The sequence below is a fragment of the Rhizobium sp. SAFR-030 genome (assembly GCF_059415005.1).
Map to the genome: position 1 here is coordinate 486,160 of NZ_JBPFDO010000002.1, position 15,220 is coordinate 501,379.

Annotated in this window: 14 protein-coding genes; 5 read left to right on the forward strand and 9 right to left on the reverse strand. The window is 64.1% G+C overall.

Translation table 11 applies throughout. From position 1 onward, the window contains the following. Nucleotides 1–67 precede the first annotated feature (67 nt). The 4 genes from ACR65N_RS07940 (at nt 68) to ACR65N_RS07955 (ending at nt 3,245) form a co-directional block, all read left to right on the forward strand. Nucleotides 68–1,249 (forward strand): YcaO-like family protein, encoded by a 1,182-nt coding sequence (locus ACR65N_RS07940; protein ID WP_440456521.1) that lies wholly within the window; start codon nt 68–70, stop codon nt 1,247–1,249. After that, complete coding sequence (locus tag ACR65N_RS07945; protein ID WP_440456522.1) at nt 1,246–1,953, forward strand: TfuA-like protein; 708 nt, start codon at nt 1,246–1,248, stop codon at nt 1,951–1,953. Before ACR65N_RS07940 ends, ACR65N_RS07945 begins: the two co-directional genes overlap by 4 nt. A gap of 111 nt (nt 1,954–2,064) precedes the next feature. After that, nucleotides 2,065–2,301 carry a hypothetical protein gene (locus tag ACR65N_RS07950; RefSeq protein ID WP_430306981.1) on the forward strand — a complete coding sequence of 79 codons (237 nt, stop codon included), beginning with the start codon at nt 2,065–2,067 and terminating at the stop codon, nt 2,299–2,301. Between the two features lie 194 nt (nt 2,302–2,495). Beyond that, the gene (locus ACR65N_RS07955; RefSeq protein ID WP_440456790.1) at nt 2,496–3,245 is read left to right on the forward strand and encodes a potassium channel family protein; all 750 of its coding nucleotides are present in this window, start codon (nt 2,496–2,498) and stop codon (nt 3,243–3,245) included. 30 nt (nt 3,246–3,275) lie between these two features. On the opposite strand, the gene ACR65N_RS07960 is transcribed toward ACR65N_RS07955, so the two are convergent. From ACR65N_RS07960 to ACR65N_RS07985, 6 genes are all read right to left on the reverse strand, one after another. Continuing rightward, a complete protein-coding gene (locus tag ACR65N_RS07960) occupies nt 3,276–4,709 on the reverse strand; it encodes an NAD(P)(+) transhydrogenase (Re/Si-specific) subunit beta (RefSeq protein ID WP_440456523.1) in 1,434 nt (477 codons plus the stop codon). A 19-nt stretch (nt 4,710–4,728) separates the two neighbouring features. Next, entirely contained in the window at nt 4,729–6,300 is a 1,572-nt protein-coding gene (locus tag ACR65N_RS07965) for a Re/Si-specific NAD(P)(+) transhydrogenase subunit alpha (protein ID WP_440456524.1), read from the reverse strand. A 224-nt stretch (nt 6,301–6,524) separates the two neighbouring features. Further along, nucleotides 6,525–7,973: an aldehyde dehydrogenase gene (locus tag ACR65N_RS07970; RefSeq protein WP_440456525.1), complete on the reverse strand. Its 1,449-nt coding sequence runs from the start codon at nt 7,971–7,973 to the stop codon at nt 6,525–6,527. A 172-nt stretch (nt 7,974–8,145) separates the two neighbouring features. Then, nucleotides 8,146–8,898, reverse strand: a complete 753-nt coding sequence (locus tag ACR65N_RS07975; protein WP_440456526.1) for an ABC transporter ATP-binding protein — start codon at nt 8,896–8,898, stop codon at nt 8,146–8,148. After that, complete coding sequence (locus tag ACR65N_RS07980) at nt 8,892–9,959, reverse strand: FecCD family ABC transporter permease (protein WP_440456527.1); 1,068 nt, start codon at nt 9,957–9,959, stop codon at nt 8,892–8,894. Before ACR65N_RS07980 ends, ACR65N_RS07975 begins: the two co-directional genes overlap by 7 nt. 66 nt (nt 9,960–10,025) lie before the next feature. Further along, nucleotides 10,026–11,165, reverse strand: a complete 1,140-nt coding sequence (locus ACR65N_RS07985; RefSeq protein WP_440456528.1) for an ABC transporter substrate-binding protein — start codon at nt 11,163–11,165, stop codon at nt 10,026–10,028. A 111-nt stretch (nt 11,166–11,276) separates the two neighbouring features. On the opposite strand from ACR65N_RS07985, the gene ACR65N_RS07990 reads away from it, so the two are divergent. Continuing rightward, nucleotides 11,277–12,080 carry a class I SAM-dependent methyltransferase gene (locus tag ACR65N_RS07990; protein ID WP_440456529.1) on the forward strand — a complete coding sequence of 268 codons (804 nt, stop codon included), beginning with the start codon at nt 11,277–11,279 and terminating at the stop codon, nt 12,078–12,080. Here the strand turns inward: ACR65N_RS07990 and ACR65N_RS07995 are convergent. From ACR65N_RS07995 to ACR65N_RS08005, 3 genes are read right to left on the reverse strand one after another with little or no spacing between them, the layout of a single operon-like run. Next, the gene (locus ACR65N_RS07995; RefSeq protein ID WP_440456530.1) at nt 12,073–13,005 is read right to left on the reverse strand and encodes an ROK family protein; all 933 of its coding nucleotides are present in this window, start codon (nt 13,003–13,005) and stop codon (nt 12,073–12,075) included. The genes ACR65N_RS07990 and ACR65N_RS07995 overlap by 8 nt on opposite strands. Next, the gene (nagA, locus tag ACR65N_RS08000) at nt 13,002–14,186 is read right to left on the reverse strand and encodes an N-acetylglucosamine-6-phosphate deacetylase (RefSeq protein WP_440456531.1); all 1,185 of its coding nucleotides are present in this window, start codon (nt 14,184–14,186) and stop codon (nt 13,002–13,004) included. Before nagA ends, ACR65N_RS07995 begins: the two co-directional genes overlap by 4 nt. Next, the gene (locus ACR65N_RS08005) at nt 14,183–15,202 is read right to left on the reverse strand and encodes an SIS domain-containing protein (RefSeq protein WP_440456532.1); all 1,020 of its coding nucleotides are present in this window, start codon (nt 15,200–15,202) and stop codon (nt 14,183–14,185) included. Before ACR65N_RS08005 ends, nagA begins: the two co-directional genes overlap by 4 nt. Nucleotides 15,203–15,220: the final 18 nt, after the last annotated feature.

A 15,220-nucleotide genomic window follows, 5' to 3' on the forward strand; every position in this document is an offset into this window, starting at 1 on the left:
CATCTTATTGCTGTGATGGCCTGTCGGGCCGCCATGCCGCAACTCCCAATCACGCAGTGATCCTTTCGTGGCAAATCCCTCCTACCGCATCTGCTCTGCCGGCGAGACTTTCGATCGGGTATCGCCGTTCCTGTCGAGGCTCGGCATCACCCGCCTGTCGCGGCAGACGGATCTCGACCGTATCGGCATCCCCGTCTGGTGCGCCTTTGCGCCGAACGCCCGGGCGATCGTGATTGCGCAGGGAAAGGGTCTTGAGGATGACGCTGCCCGCACCTCGGCTGCCATGGAGGCTGTCGAGCGATCTGTCGCCACCCAGCCCACCTGCTTTCTGATCAAGGACAGTCTTGATGGTCTCACGGCCAGAGGCGAGCGAGCCGACAAGCTCGACAGCCTGGTCGCCGCTGGCAAAAAGCCGCTCGCAACCGACGAGGTGCTGCAGTGGGTTCGGGCACAGCATCTCCCCGACGACCAACCGATCTGGCTGCCTTTCGACGCCGTCCATCTCGATCGGACCGAAGATGATCCCCGGTTCTGGCGGTCATCGGACGGGCTCGCCTCCGGCAATACGCGCGAGGAAGCTGTGCTTCACGCAGTGCTGGAGCGCGTGGAACGCGATGCGTTGACCCTGTGGCAGATCCTGCCGCTCCACCAGCGTTACGCGCGGCGGATCGACCACGAGACGCTTGCCGATGACGATCTGCGGGCGTTGCTTGCGAAGACAAAGGCTGCGGAATTGGACATCGCGCTGTTCGATATCACCACCGATCTTGACATTCCCTGCGTCGCGGCCGTGCTTGGACCGGCGGCAGGGTCGGCAAACGCCGTCACGCGGCATGTCGAGGTGACACTCGGTTGCGGCTGTTCGCTTTCGCCGACGGGCGCCGCCGGTCGCGCGGTGACGGAAGCCATCCAGTCGCGCATGACCTTCATCGCCGGCGCGCGGGACGACCTGCTGCCGCAGATGTTCGAGAAGGTCGTCGCGCCGGAAACCCTGGCCGCCTTCGAGGCGCTACGGCAGATTGACCTTTGCGAACTGCCGTTTCTCCATTCCGCTACGGCGGCGGAAGCCGTCGGCGTGATCACCAGCCAGTTGACGTCGAAGGGAATTGGCAAGCTCTACGCCGTCGATCTCGCGCCGGATTGGCTGCCGGCGGCGGTCGTGAAGGTTATCGCACCGCAGCTTGAAAATCCGGACGGTGACCGCCGGCTCCGGTTCGGAGCGCGGGCACTGTCGCGGGCTCTCGCATGAAGGTGGTCTTCGTTGGGCCGAGCCTGCCGGATGCTGCAGCCGTTGCCGGTGGCTCGGTCGACATCCGTCCTCCCGCGCGGCAGGGGGACGTTATGCGGGCCCTGGAAGATGGCGCCTCGGCTATCGGCCTGATCGACGGCTTCTTCGAGATGGTCGCGCCGGTCTGGCACAAGGAACTCCTTTTCGCGCTGTCGCAGGGGGTGCCGGTGCTCGGCGCTGCCAGCATGGGGGCTCTGAGGGCGGCGGAGTGCGAAGCCTTCGGCATGCTCGGCATCGGCCGGATTTTTGACGACTATGCGTTTGGCGCGCGGGTTGACGACGCCGATGTCGCGCTGCTTCACGGGCCGGCGGAGCTCTGTTACCCGTCGCTCACCGTTCCGATCGTCAATCTAGACGCCACCCTCGAAAATGCTGTGCGGCTGGACATTCTTGATCCATCGCAGGCCGCAAGGCTTGCTGAAGCCGGCCGATCGCTCTTCTACAAGAACCGCACATGGAAGAGCATGGCTTCGGTAGCTGGTGTCGACGGCACCTGGTTGAGGGCAATCGTCAGCGATGCATTCGTCGACCAGAAGCGGAGTGACGCATGTCTGCTACTGGACAAACTGGTCCATATCGACGGCGCCGTACAATCCAAGCGAGAGTGGACGTTTCATGCGACGCCCCTGTGGCGTCGGCTCTACCCGGTTCTTCCGTCGAATTAACCAGTTAGCTCCGCGCAATGGCGTCACGCGCTGCGTGTGCAACGGCTTTGCAACGCGCATGCAACGATAACCTGTGTCACTTTACCCTCACGTTTGTGGAAGGGGTAAGGCATGAACCGTTCTGAAATTGATTTGGAGTGCAACGAACGGCGCGAGGAGTATTTCGCGCTGATCAACATGATCGGCTATGCCATGGGTATCGCAGAATCGCTGGGTGCATCTTCGGCGGCATCGCATATCGAAGCGGCGCGTCAGGCTCTGGTGAGCGACGTGCAGTCGGAGCTCTCCGGCATCCTGTCGAAGGATGGGGTCATTCAACTGTCAACGCTGCGTGCCGGCCACTGCTGATCAGTGGCCTTCGCTGATCCGCAATCCAATCGCCGTTGGTCGGGGCCGGCGGCCATCGGTGCGGGTCAGCCGGCTGACTGCGCTATCGCACCCGCATTTGCGTTGCGACTTGACGGGGCGCCTGGAGCGGCTAGCTTCATCGCATGCATCAGATAAAAGCGACAGCGGCCAGACGCGGCGGCTATTTTCCCGGCATGCAGGCGCGCCTGCGGCGGCTGGAGGAAGGGCGCGAGCCCTGGGCGCTTCGGTTGCAGGCACTGTTCGCCTGCATCGACCTGCTGATCCTCGCCTTCTTCATTCTCGGTCCCTACCTCAGGGATACGCCGAGCTACCTGCTCATAGACTACGCGATCGCGGCCTGGATCGGCATCGAGCTTTCCGGGCGGGCGGTGACGTCCACGTCGCTTGGCGCCTTCTTCAAGCGGATCATGACGTGGATCGACCTGATCATCCTGGTCACCTTGCTGTTTCCCGACGCGCTGTTCAACTTTGCCTTCCTGCGGGCAATGCGGGTCTGGGCGGTCGGCAACAGCCCGCTGGTGCGCGAGGGGCTGCGCTGGGCAGGCTGGCTGGTCTACCGGGACGTGGTGCGTGCCTGCATCAACGTCGTCGTCTTTCTTTTCATGGTCACAGGCTTCGTCTACACGAGCTTCTTCTACGGCCGGGATGCCGGTGAAGGTTTCGTCGATGCGCTCTACTTCACGGTCGCGACTGTCACGACGACCGGCTTCGGCGACATCGTCCTTCCCGGAACGCTTGGAAAGCTCACCTCCGTCGTGACGATGATCATCGGCATCTCGCTGTTCGTGCGGCTCGCGCAGGCGATCTTCCGGCCGCACAAGGTTGCCTTCAGCTGTCCGACATGCGGTCTGCAGCGGCACGATGCGGATGCTGTCCACTGCAAGGCGTGCGGCGAGCTCCTGAACATCCCGAACGAGGAGTGACGCCGCCGGTGCGGGGCATGACCTCGATAGCTACCGGATCAGCGGCAGAAGCTCGCTCACCGACTTCTTCGCGTCACCGTAGAACATCCGGGTGTTCTCCTTGTAAAACAGCGGGTTCTCGATGCCGGAATAGCCCGTTCCCTGGCCGCGCTTTGAGACGAACACCTGCTTTGCCTTCCAGACCTGCAGCACCGGCATGCCAGCGATCGGCGAGTTCGGATCCTCTTCAGCTGCCGGATTGACGATGTCATTGGAGCCGATGACGATGACCACGTCGGTCTGCGGAAAGTCGTTGTTGATCTCGTCCATTTCCATGACGATGTCGTAGGGCACCTTGGCTTCGGCGAGCAGCACGTTCATGTGGCCCGGCAGCCGGCCGGCGACCGGGTGGATGGCGAAGCGCACCGTCTTTCCGGCCGCCCGCAGCTTGCGCGTAAGTTCCGACACGGCCTGCTGTGCCTGCGCCACCGCCATGCCGTAGCCCGGGACGATAATGACGCTGTCGGCTTCGTTGAGCGCGGTCGCCACACCCTCGGCATCGATGGCGATCTGCTCGCCCTCGATCGCCATGGCCGGCCCCGTCGTGCCGCCGAAGCCACCGAGGATGACCGAGACGAAGGATCGGTTCATCGCCTTGCACATGATGTAGGAGAGGATCGCGCCGGACGAGCCGACCAGCGCACCGGTGACGATCAGGAGGTCGTTGCCCAGCGTGAAGCCGATGGCGGCGGCCGCCCAGCCGGAATAGCTGTTCAGCATCGAGACGACGACCGGCATGTCGGCACCGCCGATGCCCATGATCAGGTGATAGCCGATGAAGAAGGCGGCAAGCGTCATCAGGATCAGCGCCCAGGCGCCGGCGCCGTTGGCATAGGCGACCAGAAGGATGATGCTGAGCGCGGCCGCACCGGCGTTGAGCAGATGGCCGCCGGGCAGTTTTTTGGCCTTGCCGTCGACCTTGCCGGCCAGCTTGCCGAAGGCGACGACGGATCCGGTGAACGTGACAGCGCCGATGAACACGCCGAGGAAGACCTCGACGCGCATGATCGACAGCTCGACCGGGCTCTTGTGCGCGAGGATCGCGGCAAAGCCGGACAGCATCGACCGGGCCGTCTCGTCCATGCCGGCAATCCGCCAGGCTTCGATATGGGCGTTGAAGCCGATGAACACGGCGGCAAGTCCGACGAAGGAATGCAATGCCGCAACAAGCTGCGGCATTTCCGTCATCTGGACGCGCGATGCAACGTAATAGCCGAGGACTGAGCCGCCGGCGATCATCAGGACGACGATAAACCAGTTGCCGACATCCGGCCCGAAGACGGTGGCGACCACCGCCAGCGCCATGCCGGTGATGCCGTACCAGACGGCCCGCTTGGCGCTTTCCTGTCCGGACAGGCCGCCGAGAGACAGGATGAAGAGGACGGCTGCGGCGACATAGGCCGCTGATACGATACCGAGTGTCATTGCTTTCTTCCCTCCCCGCTCACGACTTCTGGAACATGGCGAGCATGCGCCGTGTGACGAGGAAACCGCCGACAATGTTGATCGTGGCGATCAGCACCGAAAGCGAGGCAAGCACGACGACCAGCCAGTTGCCGGATCCGACCTGCAGGAGAGCGCCGAGGATGACGATGCCGGATACCGCATTGGTGACCGCCATCAGCGGCGTGTGCAGCGAATGGCTGACATTCCAGATCACCTGGAAGCCGATGAAGCAGGCAAGCACGAATACCACGAAGTGGCTCATGAAGCTTGCCGGAGCAACTGTCCCAACCAGCAGCAGCAGGATGGTGCCGATGGCGAGAAGCATGACCTGGTTCTTCGTCTGCGCCTTGAACGCTGCGGTCTCGCTGGCACGTTTTTCTTCCGGCGTCGGCTCCTTCAGCTTTTCCCTCGGCTTCTGCGCCGCGATCGCCTGGATCTTTGGCGGTGGCGGGGGATAGGTGATCTCCCCATCAAAAGTGACGGTGGCGCCACGAATGACGTCATCTTCCATGTTGTGCACCACCTGCCCGTCCTTGGCCGGCGTCAGATCCGTCATCATGTGACGGATGTTGGTGGCATAGAGGGTCGAGGCCTGGGCGGCCATGCGGCTGGGATAATCCGTATAACCGACGATGGTCACGCCGTTCTCCGAGACGATCTTCTGGTCCGGTACGGTGAGGTCGCAGTTGCCGCCGCGTTCGGCGGCAAGATCGACAACGACGGAGCCGGGCTTCATGGCGGCGACCATGTCGGCTAGCCAGAGTTTCGGCGCATCGCGGCCGGGGATAAGCGCCGTAGTGATGACGATGTCGATCTCCGGCGCCAGCTCGCGGAATTTCGCCAGCTGCTTTTCGCGGAATTCCGGTGATGACGGAGCCGCATAGCCGCCGGCTGCCGCGCCGTCCTGGCTCGCCTCGAACTCCAGGTAGACGAACTGCGCCCCCATGCTCTCGATCTGTTCGGCGACTTCCGGCCGCACGTCGAAGGCGTAGGTGATTGCACCGAGCGAGGTGGCGGTTCCGATTGCCGCAAGACCTGCGACGCCGGCGCCGATCACCAGCACCTTTGCCGGCGGCACCTTGCCGGCTGCCGTCACCTGCCCGGTGAAGAAGCGGCCGAAATTGCTGCCGGCTTCGATGACGGCCCGGTAGCCGGCGATGTTGGCCATCGACGACAGCGCATCCATCTTCTGGGCCCGCGAGATACGCGGCACCATGTCCATGGCGATGACATTGGCGCCCCTCGCCCGCACCTGCTCAAGAAGCTCGGCGTTTTGGGCCGGATAGAAGAAGGAGATGAGCGTCTTGCCGGGAGACATGCGATCGACCTCTGCAGGCTCGGGCGGGCGCACTTTGGCGATCACGTCGGCGGTCTGGAAGAGTTCGGCTGCCGTCTCGACCACCGACACGCCGGCGGCCCGGAACGCCTCGTCGGAGAAACCGGCTGCCTTGCCCGCGCCGGACTGAATGAGGCAGTCGTAGCCCAGCTTCATCAGTTGAACGGCGCTATCCGGCGTCATCGCGACGCGCGCTTCACCGGCGTAGACTTCTTTCGGAGAACCGATCTTCATCCCTCTTCCCCTCCCTGTCAGGCTGCAGCGCGACGCGTCCCGAAGGTCGCCGTGCCATCAGGCAGTCCCGGAAAGCCGAGCTGCGCAGACCTTGTGTATAGGAGGTAGCACGGATCTGGCGCCGTGAAAGCCACGCTTTGGACGGATGCGGTACGCCCGGCGCGAAAAAGCGCAGAACCGCAGGTTTCGCCCTTTACGGTTGCGTTCCAGGCGGGTGGCGGCGGTCAGAACGGATAGTGCTGGTGCGGATCCTCGATGGTGATCCAGCGCAGGTCGGTGAATTCTGCGATCGCCGCCTTGCCGCCGAACCGGCCATAGCCCGAGCTCTTCACGCCGCCGAACGGCATCTGAGCCTCGTCGGCGACCGTCGGGCCATTGATGTGGCAGATCCCCGTCTCCAGTCGGGCAGCAATGTCCATCGCCCGCTTGATGTCGCGGCTGTAGATGGATGCCGACAGGCCGTAGTCGCTGTCGTTGGCGATGCGGATGGCTTCCTCCTCATCCTTGACGCGGATGACCGGCTTCACCGGGCCGAAGCTTTCCTCGTCGAAGGACCGCATGCCCGCCTTGACGTTGTCGAGCAGCGTGGCCGAGACGACGCTGCCGTCGATCTGCCCGCCGGCGGCAAGCGTTGCGCCCTTCGCGAGCGCATCATCGATGAACTCCCGCATCTTGACGGCCGCCTCCGGGTTGACCAGCGAGCCAAGCACCACATGGCCGCGCGGATCGCCGGCCGGCAGCGATGCGGCGCGTGCCGCGAGCTTTTCGACGAACTCGTCGGCGATCGCCTCATGGACGATCAGCCGCTCCGTCGACATGCAGATCTGGCCCATGTTCATGTAGCAGCCGAACACGGCCGCATTGACCGCCGCATCGATATCGGCATCCTCCAGCACCAGAAGCGGCGCCTTGCCGCCGAGTTCGAGGAGCGCCGGCTTCAGGTGGCGACCGCAGAGTTCGCCGATGATGCGGCCGACCCTGGTCGATCCGGTGAAGTTGACGCGGCGTACTTCCGGCGCGGCGATCAGCGCCTCGACGATCCGCGCGGCGTCCTGCGGGGCGTTGGTGATGACGTTGATCACGCCATCCGGCAGACCCGCCTCGACCAGCACCTCGCCGATCAGCACATGCATGCCGGGGCACGCCTCCGATGCCTTGAGGATGACGGTGTTGCCGCAGGCGATCGCCATGGCGACAGCGCGGGTGCCGAGGATCACCGGTGCGTTCCACGGTGCGATGCCGACACAGACGCCGGCTGCCTGGCGCATCCCCATGGCGATCGTGCCGGGTTTGTTGGAGGGAATGATTTCGCCCTGGATCTGGGTGGTCATGCTTGCCGCTTCCCGCAGCATGCCGGCAGCCAGCATGGTGTTGAAGACGGCCCAGGGTGCCGTGCCGCCGGTCTCGGCGATCATAAGTTCGCTGAACCTCTGAGCCTGGGTCTCCATCACGTCTGCGGCCTTCAGCAGCAGTGCACGCCGCTCGCCTGGACCCGTGCGCGACCAGGAGGGAAAGGCTGCCTGTGCCGCAGTCACCGCTGCCTTCACGTCCTCGACATCTGCCGCAGGCGCCCGTGTCGCAACCTGACCGGTGAACGGATCGAGACGGTCGAACGTCCTGCCGGATATCGCCCCGACGGTCTTGCCGCCGATGATCTGCTGGATGTCGAACATGGGTTCCTCCTCCTCTGTCTGACGTCGCGTCATGGCACGAAAGACGGTCGGCCGGCGCTTGCGCACGTCAATCCCCTCGACTTGCTTAGCAAGACCCGGAGGAGTTCGGCAAGACGCGTGCGGGCGCCCGCGGCTCGGTTCAACCTCGGGCAAACCGGGATGTGACGAGCCCTCAGGCGGTTCCGTCGACGATGACCAGCGGACGTCCCTGCGTGCAGCATTCGATACGCGCATCGACCCGGTAGACGGAACTCAACAGTTCCGGCGTCACCACCTCGAGCGTCGGACCACTGGCGATCAGCTCTCCGCCAGCAATCACCATGGTGTTGGTACAGTAGCGGAGCGCGTGATTGAGGTCGTGCAGCGCGATCAGTACGGCGATCCGGTCCTGTGCCGCCAGCCGCTTCATGAACTGCAGCACCTCGATCTGGCGAAACAGATCGAGCGCCGATGTCGGCTCGTCCATCAGCAGCACTTCCGGCCGCCGGACCAGAGCCTGGGCAATCGCCACCAACTGTCGCTGGCCGCCCGAAAGCGCGCCGAGGTCGCGGAAAGCGAGGTCGGATATGTGCAGGGCGGAAAGAAGCCGGTCGATTTCGCGCAGATCGTGTTCGGCGACCCGCCAGCCGGTGCCTTGTTTGGCCGAGAGCAGGATCGACTCGTAGACGGTGAGGACGGCATTGGCGCCGGTGTCCTGCGGCATGTAGCAGATCGGCCGAAAGCCTTCCCGGACGTCCTCCACCTGCACCACGCCGGAACCCTTGAGCAGCCCGGCGATGCGCTTGAACAGGGTCGATTTGCCGGCCGCATTCGGTCCGATCAGCGCGGTCAGTTCGCCGCCCTTCAGCCAGTCCGTCGTGATGCCGTCGAAGACCTCCGTTTTGCCGTAGCGGGCACCGACGTCCTGCAGCTTGAGCGCTACCATGCGCGCCTCCGGTTGGTGAAGATGAGCGAGAAGAAGAAGGGAACGCCGACAAGCGCGGTGATCACGCCGATCGGCAGGATGGCCCCGGGGATCAGCATCTTTGAGACGACGGAGGTCGCCGACAGCAGCAGCGCGCCGCAGATGACCGAACCGGGCAGGAAGAACCGCTGGTCTTCGCCGACAACCATGCGGGCGATGTGTGGGCCGACGAGGCCGACGAAGCCGATCGTCCCGACGAAGGAGACGGGGATCGCCGCAAGCAGGCTGACCAGCATCATGGTCTCAAGCCGGATGGCACGAACGTTGACGCCGAGGCTTGCGGCCTTGTCGTCACCGAGCCGCAGGGCCGTCAGCGCCCAGGCGCGCCGTGCAAACAGAGGCACGCAGACGACGAGAACTAGGAATGTGACGCCGACTTTCGCCCAGGTGGCCTTGGTGAGGCTGCCCATGGTCCAGAACACAACGGCGGCCAGCGCCTGCTCCGAGGCCAGATATTCGAGCAGCGACAGAAGCGCGTTGAAGGTGAAGACGAGAGCGATGCCGAGAAGCACGATGGTCTCGACCGTCACGCCGCGCAGCGTCGAGACGCCGTAGATGAATAGAGACGCCAGCATGGCCATCAGGAATGCGTTGATCGGCACCATGTACTGGACGGCCGCCGGGAAGACCGCGACGCCGCCGACAAGCGCCAGCGCCGCACCGAAGCCGGCAGCGGCCGAAATGCCCAGCGTGAACGGGCTGGCAAGCGGATTGGCGAGGATGGTCTGCATCTGCGCGCCGGCGAGCGACAGGCAGGCGCCGACCGTCACCGCCATCAACGCCACCGGCATGCGAATATCCCAGATCACCACGCGCAACTGGTTGGCGACGGCGTCCGGCGTGAAGATCGCCGAGAGCACTTCCTTCAGCGAGTAGCGAGCAGGTCCGAGACCGATATCGACTGCGACGCTGAGGGCGAGCGCGATGGCAAGGCCGCAGAGGATGACGATGCGGCGGGCCGCAAGCGCCCGGTAGCGGCCGCGCCCCTCGGTGATGGTGCTGTCGGGAACGGCGATGGCCATAAGATCTAGCCTTTCTCAGGAGATTTGCATCCGCCGGGGGGTAGCCCGCCGGATGCAATGTTTGCTTTACGTCTTGTCGTTCAGCGAGACGAAATAGCCGGGCTTGTAGTCGACGGGCAGGAAGCGCGTATGCAATTCGCGGAACGTCGCATCCGGGTCGAGATCCTGGAACAGGTCCGGATGCAGCCACTTGGCTATCTGCTGAATGGCGACGAACTGATACGGGTTGTTGTAGAACTGGTGCCAGATGGCGTGCACATTGCCCTGCTTGACGGCCTTGATGTCGGTGAAGGCCGGCCGCTTCATCAGGTCGGCGAGCTTCTGGCGGGCAACCGCCTTGTCGGCGCCGGGGCCGACCCCGACCCATTTTCCGGCCGGGACATAGAGCTCCCAGTTTGCGCCGGTGACGATGACCTGATCCGGATCCGAGGCGATGATCTGCTCCGGATTGACGGTGCCGAAGGTGCCGGGAATGATGCCCTTGGCGAGGTTCTCGCCGCCGGCAAGTTCGACCATCCTGCCGAAGTTCTCGGAGCCGAAGGACATGCAGCAATCGTCACTGTAGCCGCCGGCGCGCTCCATGAAGACCACCGGCTTCTTGAGATCCTTTGCCTTGGCGACGACATCCGTCACCCGGGCGATCTGCGCATCGTGGAATTCGACGAACTCCTCGGCCTTCTTTTCCTTGCCGAACAGTTTGCCGATCAGCCGCATCGAAGGATCGGTGTTCTCCAGCGACTTCTCGCGGAAATCGACGTAGACAAGCGGAATGCCGAGCTTGCCAAGCTTTTCGATATAGCCGCTCTCTTCGGTTGCCGACTTGGCGTCGATGTTCATGATGATGACGTCAGGCTTCAGCGTCACCGCCTGCTCGATGTCGAAGGTTCCGTCCTTCATGCCGCCGAAGGTCGGGAGCTTTCCCATCTCCGGATATTTCGCCAGATAGATGTTGTAGCCGTCGAGGTCGGCCTTCCGGAAGTCGTCCCGCCAGCCGACGACACGCTTGAAGGGCGCTTCGGTGTCCAGCGCGGCCGTGAAATAGATCTGCCGCCCCTCGCCGAGGATCACCCGCTCTACCGGAACGTTGACCTCGACCTCGCGACCCGCGATATCCTTCAGCTTGACCTTCTCGGCCGCAGTTGCGATGCCCGACAAAAGGGCAAGCGAAAGCACGGCGGCGGTGGCCACCTCAGCAAATTTCAACACGTCCGCCTCCATGGGATGTTTATGGTGGCATCTAGGTTTTTATGACTTTCTCAGTCAAGAAATATCTTTTAGAAGTGTTCCAGTTATATTTTAACCTTATGGAATATAGACATGCAGCCGGCCACAACGCAGTCGAACTACAGCTTGAGAGACGAGATCAAGGCGTATTGGTCGCTGCGGGCGGAGACTTTCGACAGCCAGCCGGGACATGAGATCTTCTCGGAGCCGGAGCGCGCCGCCTGGCACGCTCTGATCCGCCGTCACCTTGGAAACGGCGACGGACGCAAGGCGCTCGACCTCGCCTCCGGCACCGGTGTCGTCTCGCATCTGCTCGACGATCTGGGTTTTTCAGTTACCGGTCTCGACTGGGCCGAGCCGATGCTGGAGCGGGCTCGCGCCAAGGCACGCGCCCGCGGTCGCACCATTCGGTTCTTCATGGGGGACGCGGAAAACACGCTGGAGCCGGACGCCGCCTATGACGTGATCACCAACCGTCATCTGGTCTGGACACTGGTCGATCCGGAAGCTGCGTTCCGAGAGTGGCACCGGTTGCTCAAACCGGCCGGCCGTCTGCTGATCGTCGATGGCGATTTCGTCAACCCGAGCATGCTGTCCCGGATCGCCAATCGCATCGCTGAACGGGTTCGGCGGCTAGGCTTCGGCGCCATTGAGGTGCAGAACGGGCCGGCGCCGGCACAGATGGAAACCCATCGCAGCATTCTCTCGCGCGTCTATTTCTCCGGCGGAGCGAGAGCCGAGGCGGTGGCCGAACTGCTGACCCGCGCCGGCTTCTCGAGCGTGACGATCGATACGAACATGCGCGCCATCCACCGGGCGCAGAAGAAGCATTTCGGCTTCCTGAAAGGGATCGAACGCGCCACCCAGCATCGCTATGCGATCCTGGCGATCAAATAGCCGCTCGGGTCAATCCGCCTGCGACGGCCCCGAGGCCGAGGATTGCGGCGCCGATCAGCCCCGGCTCGATCTGGCATTCGGCGCGCACCACCAACGGGCGATCGAATTTGCGCAGGATCCGCGCCCGGACTGCCTCGTCGATGCGCGTCAGCAGCGCTGAGACATTAGAAAGCCCGCCGCCCACCGGCATGATCGTCGCGCCGGTGATGTTGGCGACGAGTGCCAGCGGACCGGAGATGATGTCGACATAGACGTCGATGGTTCGTTCCGCTTCCGGGTCACCCGCCTGCCACGCCGAGATGATCTCTTCGCTGGTGAGCGTCTTGGCCGTGAGGTGCGTGTGGAGGTTCTCCATCCCGCGGGCGCTGCAGGTCACGTCGAGACAGCCTTGGAGACCACAGCCGCATTGGAAGCGCGGCAGCCGGACGGGCGGGTTTCCCGCCTCCGTGGCGGCAACCGGGCCATGGCCCCATTCGCCGGCAAAGCCGCCGTCGCGGTTGATCAACTGGCCATCGATGACAAGGCCGCCACCGATGCCGGTACCGAGGATGACGCCGAAGACGACCCGATGGCCGCGTCCCGCGCCGGCACCGGTTTCGGCCAGCACGAAGCAGTCAGCATCGTTGGCGATCAGCACCGGAAGGCCGAGCGCCGACTGCAGATCGTCCTGCAGCCGCTTTCCGTGAATGCACGGTACGTTGGCGACCACGGCGCGCTGCGTATCGGGATCGATGATCCCGGCGATCGACAATGCGACGCAATCCGGACGTTCCCCGGCAGTCTCGATCACCGAGCGCATCACCGCAACGAACGCATCGAAATCCGTGGTCGGTGTCGGTTGGCGCGGCACGGGACGGATATCGTCCGGGCTGTAGGCAAACGCACCCTTGATGGCGGTGCCGCCGATATCGAAACAGACAATCACCGCGCCGCCACCTCCTGGTCGTTGCGTCTGCCGTAGACGCAGACGCCGCCGATATAGGTCGACAGAAGCTCGAGATCCTGTGAAAGCAGCAGAAAATCGGCGTCCATGCCCTCGGCAAGCCGCCCCTTGCTTGTCGCGCCGATAGCCTCGGCCGGGTAAAGAGACGCCATGTTGAGGGCCTCCGTCAACGGCCGGTCGAGGCGATGGTGGACGAAGCGGACGCAGGACAGCATGTCGATATCGGCCCCGGCAAGCGTACCGTCGGCAAGCGTGAGGCGCCCGTCGCGCCGGTAGACCTGGCGACCGTTGAGTTCGAAGCCATCGTCATCGGTGCCGATCGTCGACATGGCGTCGGTAACCAGGAAGATCCGGCCCGGCCCGGCCTTGGCCCGCAGCGCCACCCCCATCGCGAGCGGATCGACATGAAAGCCGTCGGCGATCAGGCCGCAAGAAGCCTGGCCCGCGGCCAGCATGGCGCCGACCATGCCCGGCTCGCGATTGCCCATCTGGCTCATCGCGTTGAAGAGGTGCGTTGCCATTGTCGCGCCGGCGTCGAGGTAGGAGAATGCCGTGGCGGCACCGCAATCGGTATGGCCGAGGCTGACGACGTAGCCGCCGTCATGCAAAGCCCGGACTTGCTCCACGGTGACGCTTTCCGGTGCAATGGTCGTCAGCGCGTGGCCGAAGGTGCCGTAAGCAGATTGCAGGGCGGCGAGATCCGTCGCCTCCATCGGCCGGATCAGCTCCGGATCATGGGTGCCCTTGCGGGCAAGCGAAAGATGCGGCCCCTCCAGATGCAGGCCGAGATATCCCGGCACTCCCTGTCGATGCGCCTCGGCACCTGCGGCAATCGCCGTATCGCGGACCTCCGGCGTATCGGTGATCAGCGTCACCATCAGTGCCGTCGTTCCGAAGCGGGCATGCGCCGAGCAGATGGTGGCGATGCCATCACGTGTCGGCCGGTTGTTGAACAGCACCCCGCCGCCGCCATTCACCTGCAGATCGACAAAGCCCGGCGCGACGAGGCTGCCCCTGGCGTCGACCCTTTCGACATCAGTCGGGACCAGCGCTTCCTCGACAACGCTCTCGATCTTGCCGTCTTGAACCAGGAGCGCAGAGCCATCGAGGATCTGCGCTCCGTCGAAAATCCGGCCGCAGGTGACGGCAAAGCGGGTCGTCATTGGGTTTCCGTCACCTTCTTCAGGGCTGCCGGCTTGTCCGGGTTGAAGCCCCGGCTGCGCGACAGCGCTTCGACCATTCCGTAATAGGGAATGATGAGGCAGAGCGCATCTGTCAGCGGATGGCCCGTTTCGACGAAGGGCAGAACCGTCGGGCCGTCACCCTTGGACGAGGTCAGGTAGACGGACGCCTTCTTCGCGGCCATCTTCGACGCGGTTTCGGCGATCGATGCCTCTGCCTTGTCGCGGCCGGCAAAGGCGATGATCGGGAAACTGTCGGCGACCAGCGAAACCGGGCCATGCAGGACTTCCGCCGACGAATACGCCTCCGCATGCAGTTCGCAGGTTTCCTTGCACTTCAGCGCGGCTTCCGAGGCGATGGCAAGCGTCGGGCCACGGCCAAGCATGTAGAGCGAGTCGGCGCTCGACAGCGGCTCCACGAGCATGCTCCAGTCGAGGGTCAGCGCCCGACCAAGCTGGTTCGGCAGGTCCTGCACGGCGCGCGTCAGCGCCGCGTCGCCCTTCCAGGCGGCGAGGATGGCGAGCCCGGTGACGATGGAGTTGACGAAGGACTTGGTCGCGGCGACGGCGATTTCCGGTCCGGCGCCGATATCGATGGCAAGGCTTGCAGCCTCCGTCAGCGGCGACGGCAGGGTGTTGGCGAGCGCGATCGTCAGGGCGCCGCCGTCGCGGGCGCTCCTCGCCAGCGAGACGATGTCCGGGCTGGCACCGGATTGCGAGACGGCGATGGCCGCCGCCCGTTCGAGCTTCAGAGGCACCTGGTAGATCGAGCTGAGCGAAGGTCCGAGCGAGGCGACGGGAATGCCGAGTTCGAGTTCGATCGCGTATTTCAGAAAATACGCAGCGTGATCGGACGAGCCGCGGGCGATGGTGACCACCACGGCCGGATCGCGCTCGCGCAGCGCCTTGCCGACGCTGTCGAGCGCCGCCTGATTGGAGAGCAGAGATGCTGCCACCTGCGGGATCTGGTCGATCTCCTGGCGCATGATGGATGTCATTTTGAAAGGCCTTCCGTA